The sequence below is a fragment of the Pseudomonas nicosulfuronedens genome (genome assembly GCF_005877905.1).
In the GTDB taxonomy this organism is placed as follows: Bacteria; Pseudomonadota; Gammaproteobacteria; order Pseudomonadales; family Pseudomonadaceae; genus Pseudomonas; species Pseudomonas nicosulfuronedens.
The window spans coordinates 165,277-185,758 of record NZ_SWDV01000012.1; the positions used below are offsets into that span (position 1 = coordinate 165,277).

Genomic DNA, 20,482 nt, shown 5'->3' on the forward strand with positions numbered 1-20,482 from the left:
GGCACCCGGTTGGGTGCCTTCTTTGTTCAATCATCCGAGCGCCGACCGCTCAGTAGCCGGCTGATGGCTTCCATCGAGTAGCCCCGATAGCTCAAAAACCTGCCCTGCTGGGCTCGCTCGCGGGCGTCCTGCGGCAGCCGGGCAAACTTGCGGCGCCAGACCTCACGCAGGTTTTCGTTCCAGTCGACATCCGACTCACTCAGCGCACCATCGATTTCGCCACGGGGCAACCCCCGCTGCGACAGCTCCTCGCGAATCCGTACCGGACCATAACCAGCTCGCGCACGGCTGGCGATGTAGCTTTCCAGGTAGCGGCTTTCGTTGAGCAGCCCCTCCTCGGCCAGACGGTCGAGGGCGGGGTCGATCAGGTCCTGCGTGGCGCCGCGTTGCCGCAGCTTGCGCGAGAGCTCCGCCCGGCCATGCTCGCGTCTTGCCAGCAGGTCCATGGCGACCCGTCGTACCGCGACGGGGTTATCAAGCTCGGCGGTCATCGCTATCAGTAGTCGGCTTCAGCTTCCGCTTCAGCTTCCGCCGCGGCGAGCTCGGCCTTGGTCGGCGGCGTCTGGTTGGTCAGCAGTTGCTCGCGGATAGCCTTGTCGAGGGTGTTGCAGATCTCGGTGTTGTCTTCCAGGAACTTGGCGGCGTTCGCCTTGCCCTGGCCGATCTTGCTGCCCTGGTAGCTGTACCAGGCGCCGGACTTCTCGATCAGGCCCAGCTGTACGCCCAGGTCGATGATCTCGCCAGTGCGGTAGATGCCGCGGCCGTACATGATCTGGAATTCGGCCTGGCGGAACGGCGGAGCGACCTTGTTCTTCACGACCTTGACGCGGGTTTCGCTACCGACCACCTCGTCGCCTTCCTTCACCGCGCCGGTGCGGCGGATGTCAAGACGGACAGAGGAATAGAACTTCAGCGCGTTACCACCGGTGGTGGTTTCCGGGTTGCCGAACATCACGCCGATCTTCATACGGATCTGGTTGATGAAGATGACCAGGCAGTTGGCGTTCTTGATGTTGCCGGTGATCTTGCGCAGCGCCTGGGACATCAGACGGGCCTGCAGGCCGACGTGCTGATCGCCCATCTCGCCTTCGATTTCGGCCTTGGGCACCAGGGCTGCCACGGAGTCGACGATGATCACGTCAACGGCATTGGAGCGCACCAGCATGTCGGTGATTTCCAGGGCCTGTTCGCCGGTGTCCGGCTGGGAAACCAGCAGGTCGTCCACGTTGACGCCCAGCTTGCCGGCATAATCCGGGTCCAGGGCGTGTTCGGCGTCGACGAAGGCGCAGGTGGCGCCGATTTTCTGCGCCTGGGCGATGACCGACAGGGTCAGCGTGGTCTTGCCCGAGGACTCAGGGCCATAGATCTCGACAATACGGCCACGCGGCAGGCCGCCGATGCCCAGTGCGATGTCCAGACCCAGCGAGCCGGTGGAGATGGCGGGGATTGCCTGGCGCTCATGGTCGCCCATGCGCATGACCGCGCCTTTGCCGAATTGGCGTTCGATCTGTCCCAGGGCCGCGGCCAGGGCGCGCTTCTTGTTGTCGTCCATTGAAGTCCTCGCGAAGTCAGGCGGCCGGGCGGCCACGAACAACTGTATAAGTAGACAGTATTATTCCACAGGGCAAGCCGCTCGCCTACCCCTGAATCGGATTTTCCCCGTCCGCCAGTCGCAACAGCCCTTCCAGAGCGGTCGCCACGGTCTGCCGGCGTACAGCTTCCCGATCACCGGCATACAGACGGCGTTCGCTGAACACCTGATCGCCCTTCCTCCAGGCCAGCCAGACAGTGCCTACTGGCTTCTCGGCAGAACCGCCATCCGGCCCGGCGATTCCGCTCACCGCCACGGCAATATCCGACCCACTACGCGGCAAGGCACCGGCGACCATGGCCTCGACCACTTCCCGGCTCACCGCACCGACTTGCGTGAACAACTCGGCTGGCACATCCAGCTGACGGGTCTTCTGGTTGTTGGAATAAGTGACGTAGCCCGCCTCGAACCAGGCGGAGCTGCCGGGGATACGCGTGATCGCTTCAGCAATGCCACCACCGGTGCAGGATTCAGCTGTGGTAACGCGCAGTTGGTTGGTGGCGAGACGCGCGCCAACTCGGGCCGAGAGTTCGGTAATAAAGGAATCGGTGACGGGCACAGTGCGCTCCGGGGTTAAAGAAGGCCAGGCGGATACCGTACACTAGGCGCTTTTGCATGTTGAAGCCGGACAGCCAGAAGCCATGAGTCAGAGCGATCTCTCCGCCCACACACCGATGATGCAGCAATACTGGCGACTGAAGAACCAGCACCCGGACCAGCTGATGTTCTACCGCATGGGCGACTTCTACGAGCTGTTCTACGAGGACGCCAAGAAGGCCGCCAAGCTGCTGGACATCACACTGACCGCTCGGGGCCAGTCCGCCGGCAACTCCATCCCCATGGCCGGCATTCCCTTCCACTCCGCCGAAGGCTACCTGGCCAAGCTGGTGAAGCTCGGCGAATCGGTGGTGATCTGCGAACAGATCGGCGACCCGGCTACCAGCAAGGGCCCGGTGGAACGCCAGGTCGTGCGCATCCTTACTCCCGGCACCGTCAGCGACGAAGCGCTGCTCGACGAGCGTCGCGACAACCTGATCGCCGCCGTACTGGGCGACGAACGCCTTTTCGGTCTGGCCGTGCTGGATATCACCAGTGGTCGCTTCAACGTCCAGGAAATAAAAGGCTGGGAAACCCTGCTGGCCGAACTGGAGCGCCTGAATCCCGCCGAGCTGCTGATCCCCGACGACTGGCCCCAGGGCCTGCCGGCGGAGAAACGCCGTGGCGCGCACCGCCGTGCGCCCTGGGACTTCGATCGCGACTCGGCAAAAAAGGGACTGTGCCAGCAGTTCGGCGTGCAGGATCTCAAGGGCTTCGGCTGCCAGGAACTGACCCTGGCCATTGGCGCCGCGGGCTGCCTGCTGACCTATGCCAAGGAAACCCAGCGCACTGCCTTGCCGCACCTGCGCAGCCTGCGTCACGAGCGTATCGACGACACCGTGATCCTCGATGGTGCCAGCCGTCGCAACCTGGAGCTGGACACCAACCTCGCCGGTGGCCGCGACAACACGCTGCAGTCGGTAGTCGACCGTTGCCAGACCGCCATGGGCAGCCGCCTGCTGACCCGCTGGCTGAACCGCCCGCTACGTGACCGCGCTGTACTCGAAGCCCGCCAGGACTCCATCGCATGCCTGCTGGAGCGCTATCGCTTCGAAACTCTTCAGCCGCAGCTGAAGGAAATTGGTGACGTCGAACGAATCCTTGCCCGAATCGGCCTGCGCAATGCCCGCCCGCGCGACCTCGCCCGCCTGCGCGATGCTCTTGCCGCCCTGCCGGAACTGCAGAATGGCATGACCGAGCTGGAGGCCCCGCACCTGGGCGAACTGGCCACCAGCATCCGCACCTACCCGGAACTGGCTGACCTGCTGGCACGCGCCGTGATCGAGAATCCGCCCGCAGTGATCCGCGATGGCGGCGTCATTGCCCGTGGCTACGACGCCGAGCTGGACGAACTGCAGATGCTCAGCGAGAACGCCGGCCAGTACCTGATGGACCTGGAGACTCGCGAAAAGGCCCGCACCGGCCTGCCGAACCTGAAGGTCGGCTACAACCGCATCCATGGCTACTACATCGAGTTGCCGCGCGTGCAGGCTGAACAGGCTCCAGCCGATTACATTCGCCGCCAGACCCTGAAGGGCGCCGAACGCTTCATCACGCCGGAACTGAAGGCCTTCGAAGACAAGGCGTTGTCGGCCCAGAGCCGGGCCCTGGCCCGTGAGAAGCAGCTGTACGAAGAGCTGCTGGAGCTGCTGATCGGCCAATTGGCGCCGCTGCAGGACACCGCAGCCGCCCTGGCCGAGCTGGACGTGCTGTCCAACCTCGCTGAGCGCGCGCTGAACCTCGACCTGAACCGCCCGCGCTTCGTCGAAGAGTCGGGCATTCTTATCGAGCAAGGCCGCCATCCGGTAGTCGAGCAGGTACTGGATACGCCATTCGTCGCCAACGACCTGAACCTCGACGAAGACACCCGCATGCTGGTGATTACCGGCCCTAACATGGGCGGTAAATCGACCTATATGCGGCAAACGGCACTGATCGTGCTACTTGCGCACATCGGCAGTTTCGTCCCGGCCGCGCGCTGTGAACTGTCGCTGGTGGATCGCATCTTCACCCGGATCGGCTCCTCCGACGACCTCGCCGGCGGCCGCTCCACCTTCATGGTGGAGATGAGCGAAACCGCGAATATCCTGCACAACGCCAGCGACCGCAGCCTGGTGCTGATGGACGAAGTGGGACGCGGCACCAGCACCTTCGACGGTCTGTCTCTGGCCTGGTCCGCAGCCGAACACCTGGCCAAACTGCGTGCCTTTACCCTGTTCGCGACTCACTATTTCGAGCTGACCGTGCTGCCCGAAAGCGAGCCGGCGGTATCCAACGTCCACCTGAACGCCACCGAACACAACGAGCGCATCGTGTTCCTGCACCACGTACTCCCCGGCCCGGCCAGCCAGAGTTATGGCTTGGCGGTCGCACAATTGGCGGGGGTACCAGGTGCGGTCATTCAGCGCGCCCGCGAGCATCTGTCGCGCCTGGAAACCACCAGTCTGCCCCACGAAGCACCGCGCTCGACCGACCCGAAAAGCCCGGCGCCACTGCAAAGCGACCTGTTCGCCAGCCTGCCGCACCCGATCGTCGAAGAGCTGATGCGTGTCAGCCCCGACGACCTGACTCCGCGTCAAGCTCTCGAATTGTTATATGCATGGAAGATGCGGGTCTGACGGACCGCTGGACAAGCTGCTAGAATCGCGCGCGCTTAGCCGCCCGCCTGAGGAGAAAATTAGAAATGACCTTCGTCGTCACCGACAACTGCATCAAGTGCAAATACACCGACTGCGTGGAAGTATGCCCGGTGGACTGCTTCTACGAAGGCCCGAACTTCCTGGTCATCCACCCGGATGAGTGCATCGACTGCGCCCTGTGCGAACCGGAGTGCCCGGCACAGGCGATCTTCTCCGAGGACGAGGTCCCGGATGGCATGCAGGAGTTCATCGAGCTGAACAAGGATCTGGCCGATGTATGGCCGAACATCACCGAGAAGAAGGACTCCCTGCCGGACGCCGAAGAGTGGGACGGCAAGCCGAACAAGATGCAGTACCTGGAGCGCTGATCTTCAGCACCTCCAGAAATAGAAAAGGCCCGCCTAGTGCGGGCCTTTCTGCATCTGGGGCTTCACTTTTTCGCGGGCAAAAAAAGGGGCGGGATAACCCGCCCACTCTTTCTTCCCTTCTTCATCATCCTGATGAACCGCATCCTGCGGGGGTTCCTGACCGACATCCTTACCGGCCTGCGCCTTTCCGTGTACGCAGGAGTGATAGTACCCGTCTGGCGGAACGCGGCAACTGGGACACTTCCGCGCAGCTACCACTTATGTCGCCCCTCATTGAAATAAAATACTTACAAAACAATAAGATACAAAAATTCGACGTCAGAGCTGGCGACACTTCAAGCTGAACGCTCACACACTGTGTAAGCGAATGCTTACATCGCGACGCATAAAAAAGCCCGGAATCATCCGGGCTTCTTCGTTGTCGACCTGAACACTATTGGAACAGTGCGTCGCTCGACAGGCCGTTCTTCTCGAGGATCTCGCGCAGACGCTTGAGGGCCTCGACCTGGATCTGCCGAACCCGCTCGCGGGTCAGGCCGATTTCCTGGCCGACTTCCTCCAGGGTGCTGCTTTCATGACCGCGCAGGCCGAAGCGGCGAATCACCACTTCACGCTGCTTGTCGGTCAGCTCCGACAGCCAGAGGTCGATGCTCTCGCTGAGGTCGTCATCCTGCAGCAGTTCGCAGGGATCGGTGGGACGGTCGTCAGTCAGGGTATCGAGCAGGGTCTTGTCCGAATCCGGGCCGAGGGAAACATCCACCGAAGTGACCCGCTCGTTCAGACCGAGCATCCGCTTGACCTCTTCCACCGGCTTCTCGAGCAGGTTGGCGATCTCCTCGGGCGACGGTTCGTGGTCCAGCTTGTGGGTCAGCTCGCGAGCGGCCCGCAGGTAGACGTTGAGCTCCTTCACCACGTGGATTGGCAAACGGATGGTGCGGGTCTGATTCATGATGGCCCGTTCGATGGTCTGACGAATCCACCAGGTCGCATAGGTGGAGAAGCGGAAGCCACGCTCCGGGTCGAATTTCTCCACCGCGCGGATCAGCCCGAGGTTGCCCTCTTCGATCAGGTCGAGCAGGGAAAGACCGCGATTGACGTAACGTCGCGCGATCTTCACCACCAGACGCAGGTTGCTTTCGATCATTCGCCGCCGACCAGCCGGGTCGCCCTTCTGCGCGAGGCGCGCAAAGTGGACTTCTTCTTCCGGCGTCAGGAGCGGCGAGAAACCGATTTCATTCAGATACAACTGGGTCGCGTCGAGCGCCCGCGTGTAGTCGATGTGCTTGTGTTGCTTGAGAGAGGAGAGTGAGGTGGCTTTAGGAGTGACTCGAAGCGATACCTGCTCTTCGGCAAATGACTCTTCGAGGATGATGCCAGGCTCCAGCAGGAGCACTTCATCATCGACGTCAAACTCCGGCCCTTCTTTTTTAAGTGCCATGTCGTTATCCCTTGCTGAGTTCGACAACAAGCCCAGGTGCGTCCTTATCCTTAGGACACCTAGGCCCGCTCACCCACGCAGGGGAACAGCAAGCGTCAACGACTTGGCAGGTATTGCAGCGGATCTACAGGTTTACCCTGGCGGCGAATCTCGAAGTGCAGCTTCACCCGGTCGGTCCCTGTGGAGCCCATCTCGGCAATGTTCTGCCCGACTTTGACCTGTTGCCCTTCCCGCACCAGCAACCTGCGGTTGTGACCGTAGGCGCTTACGTAGGTATCGCTGTGCTTGATGATCACGAGTTCGCCGTAGCCCCGCAAACCACTACCGGCGTACACCACCGTGCCATTAGACGCAGCCAGGACAGGCTGGCCCAATTGCCCGCCTATATCAATCCCTTTATTCAAACTGCCGTTTGATGCAAAACGCCCAATAAGAGTGCCATTGGTCGGCCATATCCACCCCCCCGGAGCGCTCCCTGCGACCGCCGGAGTTCCGCCGCTGGCGGGCGTCTGCGCGGGAGTGGTGACGGCAGGAGTGGTCGGTTTGCTGGCGGTTGCCGGGGTTGATGTCGGTTTGTTGACAACTACCGGCGCGACAGGCGTTGTGTTTTTTGCGACAGACGGCGCTATCGACGAGCCACCATCGAAGCGGATGGCCTGCCCCGGGCGAATGGTGTACGGCGCGGAGATGTTGTTGCGCGCGGCCAGGGCTTTCCAGTCCCAGCCATAGCGGAAGGCGATGGAATACAGCGTGTCACCGGGACGCACCACGTACTGGCCGCTGGTGACAGTCGGCTTCTGCTGCGCGTTGCGGTCCACCACGGTCGTGGTGCTGCGCGAAGTCGAAGAACAGGCCGCCAGCAGAGAGCAGACGGCAATGGCCACCACAGCGTGGCCCAGGCCCTTGATCCAGTTCCGTTGACACAGGGTCGCTGTCAAGCTCACCCATCCCCCTTATCCATGAATTGACGTCCAGCCTCACTGGCCGGCTGTTACCGCAGCCTTGAACGGCTTGCTCTCAGCCTAGCGGACCGTTGAGCAGCGGGACAAAGCGTACGGAATCCAGCACCTGGCGCTGGAAGCCGTCCTCGGTGCGGACGATCAGCATCAGTTGCTGCACCTCGCCACCGCCGACCGGAATCACCAGCCGCCCCCCGGGTGCCAGTTGATCCAGCAACGCCTGCGGGACCTCGGCCGCTGCCGCGGTGACGATGATGCCGTTGTAAGGCGCCAGAGCGGGCCAGCCCTCCCAGCCATCACCCCAACGAAAGACAACATTTCTCAGGTTTAGCTCCGCAAGTCGCTCCTTGGCGCGATCCTGCAGGGCCTGGATGCGCTCGACGGAGAACACCCGCTCCACCAGTTGCGACAGCACGGCAGTCTGGTAGCCGGAGCCAGTGCCGATCTCCAGTACCTTGTCCAGCGGGCCCGCGGCCAGTAGCAACTCGGTCATCCGCGCCACCATGAAAGGCTGCGAGATGGTCTGGTTGTGCCCGATGGGCAGCGCGGTGTCTTCGTAGGCGCGGTGCGACAGCGCCTCGTCGACGAACAGGTGGCGCGGCGTACGACGGATCACTTCCAGCACGTGGGCGTTGGACAGGCCTTCTTCGTACAGACGCTGGATCAGGCGCTCGCGGGTGCGCTGGGAGGTCATGCCAATCCCGCCGCGGCGCGACAATTCATTGGCCATGGTCGAGCCCTCCGAGCCAGTCGCCAAGGACATTGAACGCCTCCCGGAAGGTCCGGTCCATCTGCAACGGCGTGATCGACACGTAACCCTGCATGACCGCGTGGAAATCGGTGCCCTCGCCGCCGTCCTCGGCATCGCCGGCAGCGGCGATCCAGTAGCCTTCCTTGCCGCGAGGGTTGACCACCTTGACCGGTGGCTTCGCGCGGGCGCGATGGCCCAGGCGGGTCAACTGGATGCCCTTGATGCGCTCCAGCGGCAGGTTGGGAATGTTCACGTTGAGCACGGTACGCGGCGGCAGATCGAGCTTCTCATGGGACTCCACCAGCAGACGGGCGAAGTGCATCGCGGCCGGCAGGTTGTCCGTCAGGCGCGAGCAGAGCGAGAAGGCGAAGGCCGGGCGGGACAGGAAGCGGCCTTCCAGGGCCGCCGCCACGGTGCCCGAATAGAGCACGTCGTCGCCCAGGTTGGCGCCGAGGTTGATGCCTGAGACGACCATCTCCGGCACCTCTTCGAGCAGGCCGTTGAGACCCAGGTGCACGCAGTCGGTCGGGGTGCCGTTGAGGCTGATGAAACCATTGCCCAGGCGATGGGGATGCAGCGGCCGATCCAGCGTCAGCGAACTACTCGCTCCGCTACGATCGGCTTCCGGGGCGATCACGATGCAGTCCGCATAATCGGACAGCGCGTCGTGAAGCGCGGCGATACCGGGTGCAGTGACCCCGTCGTCGTTGGCAATCAATATGCGCATGGGCTTTCCGTCTGCCCTGCCGGCACGAGGTCGATCAGCTCGCGCACTACCACGGTGGCGAAGCAGCCAGCCGGCAGGACGAATTCCAGTTGCAGAATGTCAGGGGCGGGATAATGCCATGTAAGCCCCGGGATGGGGAGCCGCAGAATACGCCGTTCGTGCGCCATGTCCGCACTGGCGAGCCACTGGCAAAGCGCCATCTCCGCCTGCTGCACGCTGCTTTCAATCTCTCCGGGACGGCTCGTCGCCGGCGAACCGCCCTCACCCCACATTGGGCCGGTGGGGTGCAGGTCGAGTGCTACGAGGCGCGGGTCGGAGCACTCCGCTTCGCCGGCGGGGAAGAAGCTGCGGCTGTCGGTGAACGCCAGCAGGTCGCCGACCAGCGCCTGGTTCCACGTGCCCTCCGCCACGCGGCGGGCCAGCACCTGGTTGAAGATATAGCTGCGGGCCGCCGAGAGCATCCGCGAGCGCATGTTGCGATGCTCCGGCAGCTTGCCGCGCTCGGCGAAGCCACGGGCGTCAAAGATGTTGCCGCCGTCATGGCCGAAACGCTGGGTACCGAAGTAGTTCGGCACGCCCTGGGCGACGATGGCTTTCAGACGCCTTTCGAGCTGCTCTCGGTCCGCCTGCAATTCGGTCAGGCGCAAGGTAAAGCCGTTGGCCGAATGCGCGCCGCGCTGCAATTTGCGGCGATGGCGATTGCGCTCGAGGATGCGCAGGCTGTCGTCCTCGGCAGCGGCCAAGTCCGGATCGGACTTGCCAGGCAGGTGCAGGCTGAACCACTGGCGGGTCAGCGCCTGCCGATCCTTGAGGCCGGCGTAGCTGATCATCTTCACCGGCACGCCGGCAGCACGGGCCAGGCGACGGGCGGCCTCCTCGGTGTTCAGGCCGCGCTTCTCGACCCACAGCCAGAGGTGTTCGCCGTCACCGGAGAGCGGGATGTCCAGCACTTCGTCGACCTGGAAGTCTTCCGCCACCGCCTTGAGCACGGCACTTCCGCAGGCGTCGCCATGGGCGCGCGGGCCCAGCAGTTCCAGCTCCGTCATGCGCGAACCAGCAGGGCAACGGCGTGGACCGCAATGCCCTCTTCACGGCCGGTAAAGCCGAGCTTCTCGGTGGTGGTGGCCTTGACGTTGACCTGGTCCAGTTCGACCTTCAGGTCGGCGGCGATGGTTTCGCGCATGCTCTGGATGTGCGGTGCCATCTTCGGCGCCTGAGCGATGATGGTGGTGTCGACGTTCTCCACCTTCCAGCCCTTGGCCTCCACCAGACTCAGTACGTGGCGCAACAGCGCGCGGCTGTCGGCGCCCTTGAACTGCGGGTCGGTGTCGGGGAAGTGCTTGCCGATATCGCCCAGCGCGCAGGCGCCCAGCAGAGCATCGGAGAGCGCGTGCAGCAGCACGTCGCCGTCGGAATGGGCAACGAGCCCGAACTTGTGGGGAATACGCACGCCGCCGAGGGTGATGAAGTCGCCCTCGCCGAAGCGGTGTACGTCGTAGCCATGTCCGATACGCATGAAAAAACGCCCTGTAGATGTCAGGGCGTCGATTCTACCGGATCACCGCGCAGAGGGTGTCAGCCGCAGAGCGCCGCAGCGTGGTGGCGAAGGTGATCTTCGATGAAGCTCGCAATGAAGTAATAGCTGTGGTCGTAGCCGGGCTGCAGGCGCAGTTCCAGCGGATGACCGACCACAGCAGCGGCTTCGCGCAGGGCTTCGGGCTTGAGCTGCACGGAGAGGAAGTCGTCGCGATCCCCCTGGTCCACCAGGATCGGCAGTCGTTCACTGGCATTCGCCAACAGCTCTGCGGCATCCCACTCGCGCCAGGCGGCAACATCCTCACCCAGGAAGCGTCCCAGCGCCTTCTGTCCCCACGGGCAATCGCTGGGATGGGTGATCGGCGCGAAGGCCGACAGCGACAGGTAACGACCCGGATTGCGCAGGGCGCAGATCAACGCACCATGGCCACCCATGGAGTGGCCGCTGATGCCGCGTTTCTGGGAAACCGGGAAGTTTGCCTCGATCAGCGCCGGTAGTTCCTGCACCACGTAATCGTGCATGCGGTAGTGGCGCGCCCAGGGCTCCTGGGTGGCGTTGACGTAGAAACCGGCGCCGAGGCCGAAGTCCCACGCGCCATCCGGATCGCCGGGCACTTCCGGCCCACGTGGACTGGTGTCCGGCGCGACGATGACAATCCCCAGCTCGGCAGCCATGCGCTGGGCGCCGGCCTTCTGCATGAAGTTCTCGTCGGTGCAGGTCAGGCCGGACAGCCAGTACAGTACCGGCAGGCCCGCTTCGGGCTCGGCCTGGGGCGGCAGGTAGACCGCGAAGGCCATGTCGCAGCCGAGGGTTTCGGAGCGATGGCGATAGCGCTGGTGCCAACCGCCGAAACTCTTCTGGCTGCTGATCAGTTCGATGGAGTCCGTCATGGAAATCTCCTTCCTGCAAGGCCGGGGCGCACGCACGCCCCGGCATGCCTATCAGTAATGGATGACGGAGCGGATGCTCTTGCCTTCATGCATCAGGTCGAAGGCCTCGTTGATCTTCTCCAGGCCCATGGTGTGGGTGATGAAGGTATCCAGCGGGATTTCGCCCTTCTGCGCCTTTTCCACGTAGCTCGGCAGCTCGGTGCGGCCTTTCACACCGCCGAAGGCGGAACCGCGCCAGACACGGCCGGTGACCAGCTGGAACGGACGGGTGCTGATTTCCTGGCCGGCGCCGGCGACGCCGATGATGGTCGACTCACCCCAGCCTTTGTGGCAGCACTCCAGCGCCGCACGCATCAGCTGGACGTTGCCCACACACTCGAAGGAATAGTCGACGCCACCGTCGGTCATTTCGACAATGACTTCCTGGATCGGCTTCTGGTGGTCCTTCGGATTGACGAAGTCGGTAGCGCCCAGTTCCTTGGCGATGTCGAATTTGGCCGGATTGATGTCCACCGCGATGATGCGCGACGCCTTGGCCATCTTCGCGCCGATGATCGCCGCCAGGCCAATACCGCCGAGGCCGAAAATGGCGACGGTAGCGCCCTCTTCCACCTTCGCGGTGTTCAGCACGGCGCCGATGCCGGTAGTAACGCCGCAGCCGAGCAGGCAGACCTTCTCCAGCGGTGCTTCCTCGGGGATCTTGGCCAGGGAGATTTCCGGCAGCACGGTGTACTCGGAGAAGGTCGAGCAGCCCATGTAGTGGAAGATCGGCTCGCCCTTGTAGGAGAAACGGCTGGTGCCGTCAGGCATCAGACCCTTGCCCTGGGTGGCGCGTACAGCCTGGCAGAGGTTGGTCTTGCCGGATTTGCAGAATTTGCACTCGCGGCATTCGGCGGTGTACAGCGGGATCACGTGGTCGCCCACTTTCAGCGAGGTCACGCCCTCACCGACCGCTTCGACGATGCCGCCGCCTTCGTGGCCCAGGATGCACGGGAACACGCCCTCGGAATCCTGGCCGGACAAGGTGTAGGCGTCGGTGTGACAGACGCCGGTAGCGACGATGCGCACCAGCACTTCGCCCTTCTGAGGCGGCGCCACATCCACTTCGACAATTTCCAACGGCTTGTTGGGGGCGAAGGCGACGGCGGCACGGGACTTGATCATCGGGAAACTCCTGAACGAAGGAAACGACAACGTCCGCCAGGGGCGGACGGGTTCGGCGCGACGGCCGAGAAACCGGGACGGGCCTGGGCCACGTCGGGGAACGTTCGGGGTAACGCGCCAAAAGCACGCCCCAAAGCCTTGGAAGTGTAGAAAACCTCGTTTCAGGGAATAATCAGGCAATAATCAAAACATTATTGCCATACAGGGATAATCCAGATGCACCGCTGGGAAGGACTGGACGAATTCGTCGCCGTCGCCGAAACCGGCCAATTCACCGCTGCCGCCGAGCGCCTGGGCGTCTCGTCGTCCCACGTCAGCCGCCAGGTCGCGAGACTGGAGGAGCGGCTGCAGACCCGCCTCCTTTACCGCAATACCCGCAAGGTAACGCTGAGCGAAGCCGGCCAGACTTTCCTGCAGCATTGCCGACGCCTCCAGGATGCGCGCGAAGAGGCATTGCGAGCGGTCAGCGATCTATCCGCTGAGCCCAAGGGCCTGCTACGCATGACCTGCGCGGTGGCCTATGGCGAGCGTTTCGTGGTGCCTTTGGTGAACGAGTTCATGGCGCAGTTCCGCCAGCTGCGGGTGGAGATCGAGCTGTCGAACCGACAGCTCGATCTGTTCCACGAAGGCTTCGACCTGGCGATCCGCCTCGGCCGCCTGAGCGACTCGCGGCTGGTGGCCACGCGCCTGGCGCCACGTGTGATGTACCTCTGTGCTACTCCGGACTACCTGACTCGTCACGGCACACCGCAAAGCGTGGCGGAACTGACACAGCACAACTGCCTGGTGGGCAGCAGCGACCAGTGGAGCTTCCTCGAGGACGGCCGCGAAACCCAACACCGAGTGCAGGGAAACTGGCGCTGCAATAGCGGCCAGGCGGTTCTCGACGCAGCGCTGCGCGGATTCGGCCTGTGCCAGTTACCGGATTACTACGTGCTGGAACACCTGCGCAGCGGTCGCCTGATCTCCCTGCTTGAGGCCCACCAACCACCTAACACGGGGGTCTGGGCGCTTTATCCACAGCAGCGGCACCTGTCGCCCAAGGTGCGGCAATTGGTGGATCATCTGAAGGAGGGTTTACAGCACCTGCAGCCTGCCTAGGACTATTCCCCCTTGTCTTGCAGCAAGTGGCGGCGGCTTCGATTGGCTAAAATGGGCGGTTTCCCACCAATAGTTTCAAGGACGACAGCATGTCTGCCCTTTCCAGCTTCCGCGAACGCTACCTGCTGCGTTTCTGGTCACCCTTGCCGACTCTGGTCGCACTCGGCGTCATCTCCGCCTATTACTTCGCCATGACCGGCACCTTCTGGGCCGTCACCGGCGAGTTCACCCGCTGGGGCGGCCACGTGCTGACCTGGTTCGGCCTGCAACCGCAGGAGTGGAGCTACTTCAAGATCATCGGCCTGCAAGGCACGCCGCTCGACCGTATCGATGGTGTGATGATCATCGGCATGTTCCTCGGGGCGCTGGTCTGCGCGCTCTGGGCCGGCAACGTGAGCCTGCGCTGGCCGACCAGCAAACGGCGTCTGCTGCAAGGCCTGATCGGCGGGGTCATCGCCGGTTTCGGCGCGCGCCAGGCCATGGGCTGCAACCTGGCCGCCTTCTTCACCGGCATCCCGATGTTCTCGGTGCATGCCTGGGCCTTCATGTTTTCCACCGTGATCGGTGCCTGGTTCGGCGTGAAGATCAGCCTGCTGCCCTTCCTGCGTATTCCGTTAAAAGTAGGCGGCAAGCCTGCCGCCCTGCCCAGCGCCGAGGCCCTGGCCCGCCGCGCCAGGCTGCAATGGCGCCTGGGCATGAGCGTACTGGCCATCGCTGCACTGTTCGCCGCCTGGCGCTTCGAGGTCTCGCTGGTGCTCGGCATGGCCTGCCTGTTCGGCTTGCTGTTCGGCGGCCTGATCGAACGCGCACAGATCTGCTTCACCAGTGCCGCCCGCGACCTCTGGACCACCGGCCGTACCCAGGCCGCACTGGGTATCCTGCTGGGCATGGCAGCAGCCTGCGTCGGCACCTTCGCGGCGATCCACAACGGCCTGCCGCCAAAGATCTTCTGGATGGGCCCGAATGCCGTGATCGGCGGCGTACTGTTCGGCATCGGCATCGTGCTGGCCGGCGGCTGCGAGACGGGCTGGATGTACCGCTCGATGGAGGGCCAGGTGCACTTCTGGGTAGTAGGTGTCGGCAACGTGATCGGTGGCACCCTGGTCGCCGTGTTCTGGGACCAGCTCGGCACCAGCCTCGCCCTGCCCTATCCCAAGCTCAACCTGCTGCAGGAATTCGGCCCCGGCGGCGGCCTGCTGATCACTTTCGCCGGTCTCGCGCTGTGCATGCTGCTGGTGCAGCTCAACGCTCAACGCTTCACTCGTAAACGGAAAGCCAACGATGTCCGAAACCAAGACGCCGACGCTGTCGCTTGACCTGCGCGGCGAACACTGCCCGTACAACGCCATCGCCACCCTGGAAACCCTGGAGACGCTCAAGCCGGGCGACCTGCTGGAGGTGATCACCGACTGTTCGCAGTCGGTGCATGGCATTCCGGAAGACACCCAGCGCCATGGCTACCATTGCCTGGCGGTGGAGCAGCACGGGGCGCTGTTCCGTTTCCTGATCGAAGTGCCGCTACAAGGCTGAAGCGGCTTCGCTGGGCGCACAACGCGCCAGCGTTATGCGCCGCGTCTGGAAGAGCCGGCGGATAACCTGTTCCAGGTTATTCGCCCTACGGTACCGAGGCAGTTATTTGCGGGAGCGAGTCAGTGCTTGGCGAAGTTGCGCTGCAGGCGCTGCAGGTCTTCCGGGGTGGTGACCTTGATGTTGTCTATCCGCCCTTCCACCATGCGCGGCGCGTAGCCCGCCCACTCCATGGCAGAAGCCTCGTCGGTAATGGCCGCCTCGGCCACCAGCGCATCGGCGAGCGCGCGATGCAACGCACCTAGGCGGAACATCTGCGGGGTGTAGGCTTGCCAGACCACGCTGCGGTCGATGGTTTCCACTACGCGGCCGTCAGTACCAACGCGCTTCAGGGTGTCCCGCGCGGGCACACCAAGCAGGCCACCGACGCCGTCGAACTCCAACTCGCCCAACAAACGATCCAGGTCCGCGCGAGCCAGATTCGGCCGGGCAGCGTCGTGCACCAGCACCCAGTCGTCGCTGCCAGCGCCCAGTTCGGTCAGGCGCAGCAGGCCATTGAGCACGGAATCGGCGCGCTCGCGGCCACCGTCGGCACGCTGGATCAGCTCGTTGGAAGCACTCGGCAGGGTCGGCCACCAGGGATCGTCGGCGGCCAGACACACCACGAGGCCCTTCAGCCGGGGATGGCCGAGGAAGCAGTCGAGGGTGCGTTCGAGAATGCTGCGACCGGCAAGGTCGAGGTATTGCTTGGGGCGGTCGGCGCGCATCCGCGAACCGATGCCGGCGGCCGGGATCACGGCCCAGAAGGCGGGAGTGGTCATTGCGCGAGCTGGTAGAGGGTTTCCTTGTCCTTGACCATGCCGAGTTCGTGGCGCGCACGCTCCTCGACGGTCTCGGTGCCTTTCTTGAGCTCGGCGACTTCCGCCTCGAGGATGCGGTTACGCTCGAGCAGGCGCTCGTTCTCGCCCTGCTGGTCGGCGATCTGCTTCTGCAGGTCGCGCACCTGCGCCAGGCTGCCATCACCGACCCACAGACGATACTGCAGGCCGGCCAGCGCCAGGATCAGCACAACGAACAGCCAGTAAGGGCTACGTAACCTCAAACCTTCAGCTCCATACGCAAAGGGGTGGCTCGTGCCACCCCTTCACCGTACCAGACTAGGATCAGCCGCGGAATTCCGCGCGACCACGGTACGGCGCCTTGGCGCCCAGCTGCTCTTCGATGCGCAGCAGCTGGTTGTACTTGGAAACGCGGTCGGAGCGGCAGAGGGAGCCGGTCTTGATCTGACCAGCGGCAGTGCCGACGGCCAGGTCAGCGATGGTGCTGTCCTCGGTTTCGCCCGAACGGTGCGAGATCACGGCGGTGAAGCCGGCGGCCTTGGCCATCTGGATGGCTTCCAGGGTCTCGGTCAGCGAGCCGATCTGGTTGAACTTGATCAGGATCGAGTTGCCGATCTTCTCGTCGATGCCGCGCTTGAGGATCTTGGTGTTGGTCACGAACAGGTCGTCACCCACCAACTGGACCTTCTCGCCGATCTTGTCGGTCAGGACTTTCCAGCCAGCCCAATCGGACTCGTCCATGCCGTCTTCGATGGAGATGATCGGGTAGCGCTGGGTCAGGCCGGCGAGGTAGTCGGCGAAACCTTCGGCGCTGAACACCTTGCCTTCGCCTTCCAGGTCGTACTGGCCGTCCTTGAAGAACTCGGAGGAAGCGCAGTCCAGGGCCAGGGTGACGTCGTCGCCCAGCTTGTAGCCGGCGTTGGCAACCGCTTCGGCGATGGCGGCCAGGGCGTCTTCGTTGGAAGCCAGGTTCGGCGCAAAGCCACCTTCGTCACCGACGGCGGTGTTCAGGCCACGGGCCTTCAGCACGGCTTTGAGGTGGTGGAAGATCTCGGCGCCCATGCGCAGCGCGTCGGCGAAGTTCTTAGCGCCAACCGGCTGAACCATGAACTCCTGGATGTCGACGTTGTTATCGGCGTGCTCGCCGCCGTTGATGATGTTCATCATCGGAACCGGCATGGAGTACTGGCCAGGGGTGCCGTTCAGGTCGGCGATGTGCGCGTACAGCGGTACGCCCTTGGCCTGGGCGGCAGCCTTGGCGGCAGCCAGGGAGACGGCCAGGATCGCGTTGGCGCCCAGCTTGCCTTTGTTCTCGGTGCCGTCGAGGTCGATCATCGCGTGATCCAGACCTTTCTGGTCAGCCGCGTCCTTGCCCAGCAGCAGGTCGCGGATCGGGCCATTGATGTTGGCCACGGCTTTCAGCACGCCCTTGCCCAGGTAACGGCTCTTGTCGCCATCGCGCAGTTCCAGAGCCTCGCGGGAACCGGTGGATGCACCGGACGGGGCGCAAGCGCTGCCGACGATGCCGTTGTCCAGGATCACGTCCGCTTCAACGGTCGGGTTGCCGCGGGAGTCCAGGACCTCACGGCCCTTGATGTCGACGATCTTTGCCATTCTTGATAACACTCCGAAGATAGAGATAAACGGGGCGGCTGGTGAGACATCAGAACCTGCTCGATGCCCCGCAGCGCTTGGCGCTGCGGGGCACATCGAGCGGATTCTCAGGCAGTCTCGATAGTGGGGAAACTCTTGACCAGGTCGTCCAGCTGCTTGAGCTGGGACAGGAAAGGCTCGAGCTTGTTCAGGCGCAAGGCACACGGACCGTCGCATTTGGCATTCTCGGGGTCCGGATGGGCCTCCAGGAACAGACCAGCGAGGCCCTGGCTCATGCCGGCCTTGGCCAGGTCGGTGACCTGGGCGCGACGGCCGCCGGCGGAATCGGCGCGACCACCCGGCATCTGCAGGGCGTGGGTCACGTCGAAGAACACCGGGTACTCGAACTGCTTCATGATGCCGAAGCCGAGCATGTCCACCACCAGGTTGTTGTACCCGAAGGAGGAGCCACGCTCGCAGAGAATCAGCTGATCGTTACCCGCCTCCTCGCACTTGCGCAGGATGTGTTTCATCTCCTGCGGCGCGAGGAACTGGGCCTTCTTGATGTTGATCACCGCCTTGGTCCGGGCCATGGCCACGACCAGGTCGGTCTGCCGGGAGAGGAAGGCCGGCAGCTGGATGATGTCGCAGACCTCGGCCACCGGAGCGGCCTGGTAAGGCTCGTGCACGTCGGTGATGACCGGCACGTTGAAGGTCTTCTTGATCTCTTCGAAGATCTTCAGCCCCTCTTCCATGCCCGGACCACGGAACGAGGTGATCGAGGAACGGTTGGCCTTGTCGAAGCTGGCCTTGAATACGTAAGGGATACCGAGCTTTTCGGTGACCTTCACATACTCTTCGCAGACCTGCATCGCCAGGTCGCGCGACTCCAGCACGTTCATGCCGCCGAACAGCACGAACGGCAGGTCGTTGCCGATCTGGATATCACCGACGCGGATGATCTTCTGGGTCATGTTCAGGCTTTCCCGGCTTGCTTCAGGGCGGCGTTGACGAAGCCGCTGAACAGCGGGTGGCCATCACGCGGGGTGGAAGTGAACTCCGGGTGGAACTGGCAGGCGACGAACCAAGGATGGTCCGGAGCTTCCACGACTTCCACCAGCGCGCCGTCGCCGGAGCGGCCGGAAATCTTCAGGCCAGCGGCTTCCAGTTGCGGACGCAGGTTGTTGTTCACTTCGTAGCGGTGACGGTGACGCTCGACGATCACTTCCTTGCCGTAGCAGTCGTGCACCAGGGTGCCGGCGGACAGCAGGCATTCCTGGGCGCCCAGGCGCATGGTGCCGCCCAGGTCGGAGGCTTCGGTGCGCACTTCGGTGGCGCCGGTAGCGTCCTGCCATTCGGTGATCAGGCCGACGACCGGGTGGCCGCTGGACTTGTCGAACTCGGTGGAGTTGGCATCGGTCCAGCCCAGCACGTTGCGGGCGTATTCGATGACAGCCACCTGCATGCCCAGGCAGATGCCCAGGTACGGAACCTTGTTCTCACGGGCGTACTGCACGGCGGTGATCTTGCCTTCCACGCCGCGCAGGCCGAAGCCGCCCGGAACCAGGATGGCATCGGCGCCTTCGAGCAGGCTGGTGCCCTGCTGCTCGATGTCCTCGGAGTCGATGTAGCGCAGGTTGACCTTGGTGCGGCTCTGGATGCCGGCGTGGGTCATGGCTTCGATCAGCGACTTGTAGGCGTCGAGCAGTTCCATGTACTTGCCGACCATGGCGATGGTGACTTCACGCTCGGGGTTGAGCTTGGCGTCGACCACGCGGTCCCATTCGGACAGGTCGGCCGGGCCGCACTCCAGGCCGAAGCGCTCGACGACCAGGTCGTCGACGCCCTGGGCGTGCAGTACGGACGGAATGCGGTAGATGGTGTCGACGTCTTCCAGCGAAATGACCGCGCGCTCTTCCACGTTGGTGAAGAGGGCAATCTTGCGACGGGAGGACACGTCCACCGGATGGTCGGAGCGGCAGATCAGGATGTCCGGCTGCAGGCCGATGGAGCGCAGTTCCTTGACCGAGTGCTGGGTCGGCTTGGTCTTGGTCTCGCCAGCGGTGGCGATGTACGGAACCAGCGTCAGGTGCATCAGCATGGCGCGGCGCGAGCCGATTTCCACGCGCAGCTGGCGGATGGCCTCGAGGAAGGGTTGCGACTCGATATCACCGACGGTACCGCCGACTTCAACCAGGGCCACGTCGGCATCGCCGGCGCCCTTGATGATGCGACGCTTGATCTCGTCGGTGATGTGCGGGATCACCTGCACGGTGGCGCCCAGATAATCACCACGGCGCTCCTTGCGGAGCACGTCCATGTAGACGCGGCCAGTGGTGAAGTTGTTGTTCTGGGTCATCGTGGTACGAACGAAACGCTCGTAGTGGCCCAGATCGAGGTCGGTCTCAGCGCCGTCGTGGGTGACGAACACCTCACCGTGCTGGAACGGGCTCATGGTGCCCGGATCGACGTTGATGTAGGGGTCCAGCTTGAGCATCGTGATCTTCAGGCCACGCGCTTCCAGAATGGCAGCCAAGGAAGCCGAGGCGATGCCTTTCCCCAATGAAGAAACAACACCACCCGTGACGAAGATGTAGCGCGTCATGAAAAGCCCTGAATGTCAGCGTTTAGGCGGCTCGGCCGCCGGGGAAGCGAAGGTGTCGGGTACAAGACCCGGCTCACGACTTCGTCGTGAAAATAGCGAACTCCCACTGATTCGCAGGCGAATCAACAGGAGCGGTACAAGACGGGAGCGTAGTCT

The 20,482-nt window shown here is 63.5% G+C and carries 21 protein-coding genes; 5 read left to right on the forward strand and 16 right to left on the reverse strand.

Annotation, left to right across the window (positions count from 1 at the left end):
* Window positions 1-26: 26 nt before the first annotated feature.
* The 3 genes from recX to FAS41_RS12590 all read right to left on the reverse strand — a co-directional run bounded on the left by recX (window position 27) and on the right by FAS41_RS12590 (window position 2,150).
* Window positions 27-491: a recombination regulator RecX gene (recX, locus tag FAS41_RS12580; RefSeq protein ID WP_138522658.1), complete on the reverse strand. Its 465-nt coding sequence runs from the start codon at window positions 489-491 to the stop codon at window positions 27-29.
* A gap of 5 nt (window positions 492-496) precedes the next feature.
* Window positions 497-1,552 (reverse strand): recombinase RecA, encoded by a 1,056-nt coding sequence (gene recA / locus FAS41_RS12585; RefSeq protein ID WP_138522660.1) that lies wholly within the window; start codon window positions 1,550-1,552, stop codon window positions 497-499.
* Between the two features lie 85 nt (window positions 1,553-1,637).
* Window positions 1,638-2,150 carry a CinA family protein gene (locus tag FAS41_RS12590; protein WP_138522662.1) on the reverse strand — a complete coding sequence of 171 codons (513 nt, stop codon included), beginning with the start codon at window positions 2,148-2,150 and terminating at the stop codon, window positions 1,638-1,640.
* 82 nt (window positions 2,151-2,232) lie between these two features.
* Between FAS41_RS12590 and mutS the strand changes: the two genes are divergently transcribed.
* Window positions 2,233-4,806, forward strand: a complete 2,574-nt coding sequence (gene mutS, locus FAS41_RS12595; protein ID WP_171049478.1) for a DNA mismatch repair protein MutS — start codon at window positions 2,233-2,235, stop codon at window positions 4,804-4,806.
* Between the two features lie 65 nt (window positions 4,807-4,871).
* On the forward strand, window positions 4,872-5,195 hold the full coding sequence (gene fdxA, locus FAS41_RS12600; protein ID WP_015476292.1) for a ferredoxin FdxA: 324 nt from the start codon (window positions 4,872-4,874) through the stop codon (window positions 5,193-5,195).
* Between the two features lie 433 nt (window positions 5,196-5,628).
* Here the strand turns inward: fdxA and rpoS are convergent, their stop codons facing one another.
* The 8 genes from rpoS to FAS41_RS12640 form a co-directional block, all read right to left on the reverse strand.
* The gene (gene rpoS, locus FAS41_RS12605) at window positions 5,629-6,633 is read right to left on the reverse strand and encodes an RNA polymerase sigma factor RpoS (protein ID WP_138522664.1); all 1,005 of its coding nucleotides are present in this window, start codon (window positions 6,631-6,633) and stop codon (window positions 5,629-5,631) included.
* 95 nt (window positions 6,634-6,728) lie between these two features.
* Entirely contained in the window at window positions 6,729-7,577 is an 849-nt protein-coding gene (locus tag FAS41_RS12610) for a peptidoglycan DD-metalloendopeptidase family protein (RefSeq protein ID WP_425048980.1), read from the reverse strand.
* Between the two features lie 73 nt (window positions 7,578-7,650).
* Window positions 7,651-8,286, reverse strand: a complete 636-nt coding sequence (locus FAS41_RS12615) for a protein-L-isoaspartate(D-aspartate) O-methyltransferase (RefSeq protein ID WP_088418250.1) — start codon at window positions 8,284-8,286, stop codon at window positions 7,651-7,653.
* Between the two features lie 25 nt (window positions 8,287-8,311).
* Window positions 8,312-9,070: a 5'/3'-nucleotidase SurE gene (gene surE, locus FAS41_RS12620; protein ID WP_024766059.1), complete on the reverse strand. Its 759-nt coding sequence runs from the start codon at window positions 9,068-9,070 to the stop codon at window positions 8,312-8,314.
* Entirely contained in the window at window positions 9,058-10,116 is a 1,059-nt protein-coding gene (gene truD / locus FAS41_RS12625) for a tRNA pseudouridine(13) synthase TruD (protein ID WP_138522668.1), read from the reverse strand. Before truD ends, surE begins: the two co-directional genes overlap by 13 nt.
* Window positions 10,113-10,586 carry a 2-C-methyl-D-erythritol 2,4-cyclodiphosphate synthase gene (ispF, locus tag FAS41_RS12630; protein ID WP_138212686.1) on the reverse strand — a complete coding sequence of 158 codons (474 nt, stop codon included), beginning with the start codon at window positions 10,584-10,586 and terminating at the stop codon, window positions 10,113-10,115. The genes truD and ispF overlap by 4 nt, the downstream gene beginning before the upstream one ends.
* A 59-nt stretch (window positions 10,587-10,645) precedes the next feature.
* The gene (gene fghA, locus FAS41_RS12635) at window positions 10,646-11,497 is read right to left on the reverse strand and encodes an S-formylglutathione hydrolase (RefSeq protein WP_138522670.1); all 852 of its coding nucleotides are present in this window, start codon (window positions 11,495-11,497) and stop codon (window positions 10,646-10,648) included.
* A 51-nt stretch (window positions 11,498-11,548) separates the two neighbouring features.
* On the reverse strand, window positions 11,549-12,661 hold the full coding sequence (locus FAS41_RS12640) for an S-(hydroxymethyl)glutathione dehydrogenase/class III alcohol dehydrogenase (protein ID WP_138522672.1): 1,113 nt from the start codon (window positions 12,659-12,661) through the stop codon (window positions 11,549-11,551).
* Window positions 12,662-12,877: 216 nt separating this feature from the next.
* On the opposite strand from FAS41_RS12640, the gene FAS41_RS12645 reads away from it, so the two are divergent.
* From FAS41_RS12645 to yedF, 3 genes are all read left to right on the forward strand, one after another.
* On the forward strand, window positions 12,878-13,762 hold the full coding sequence (locus FAS41_RS12645; RefSeq protein WP_138522674.1) for a LysR substrate-binding domain-containing protein: 885 nt from the start codon (window positions 12,878-12,880) through the stop codon (window positions 13,760-13,762).
* An 89-nt stretch (window positions 13,763-13,851) separates the two neighbouring features.
* A complete protein-coding gene (gene yedE / locus FAS41_RS12650; protein WP_138522676.1) occupies window positions 13,852-15,078 on the forward strand; it encodes a selenium metabolism membrane protein YedE/FdhT in 1,227 nt (408 codons plus the stop codon).
* Window positions 15,044-15,292, forward strand: a complete 249-nt coding sequence (gene yedF / locus FAS41_RS12655) for a sulfurtransferase-like selenium metabolism protein YedF (RefSeq protein ID WP_138522678.1) — start codon at window positions 15,044-15,046, stop codon at window positions 15,290-15,292. The genes yedE and yedF overlap by 35 nt, the downstream gene beginning before the upstream one ends.
* 119 nt (window positions 15,293-15,411) lie before the next feature.
* Here the strand turns inward: yedF and ispD are convergent, their stop codons facing one another.
* The 5 genes from ispD to FAS41_RS12680 all read right to left on the reverse strand — a co-directional run bounded on the left by ispD (window position 15,412) and on the right by FAS41_RS12680 (window position 20,326).
* The gene (ispD, locus tag FAS41_RS12660; protein WP_138522680.1) at window positions 15,412-16,110 is read right to left on the reverse strand and encodes a 2-C-methyl-D-erythritol 4-phosphate cytidylyltransferase; all 699 of its coding nucleotides are present in this window, start codon (window positions 16,108-16,110) and stop codon (window positions 15,412-15,414) included.
* Window positions 16,107-16,391, reverse strand: coding sequence for a cell division protein FtsB (ftsB, locus tag FAS41_RS12665; protein ID WP_017521200.1), 285 nt, complete (start codon window positions 16,389-16,391; stop codon window positions 16,107-16,109). The genes ispD and ftsB overlap by 4 nt, the downstream gene beginning before the upstream one ends.
* A gap of 61 nt (window positions 16,392-16,452) precedes the next feature.
* Window positions 16,453-17,742: a phosphopyruvate hydratase gene (eno, locus tag FAS41_RS12670; protein WP_015476278.1), complete on the reverse strand. Its 1,290-nt coding sequence runs from the start codon at window positions 17,740-17,742 to the stop codon at window positions 16,453-16,455.
* Between the two features lie 107 nt (window positions 17,743-17,849).
* Window positions 17,850-18,695: a 3-deoxy-8-phosphooctulonate synthase gene (kdsA, locus tag FAS41_RS12675; protein WP_138522682.1), complete on the reverse strand. Its 846-nt coding sequence runs from the start codon at window positions 18,693-18,695 to the stop codon at window positions 17,850-17,852.
* A gap of 2 nt (window positions 18,696-18,697) precedes the next feature.
* On the reverse strand, window positions 18,698-20,326 hold the full coding sequence (locus tag FAS41_RS12680) for a CTP synthase (protein ID WP_024766069.1): 1,629 nt from the start codon (window positions 20,324-20,326) through the stop codon (window positions 18,698-18,700).
* Window positions 20,327-20,482 lie beyond the last annotated feature (156 nt).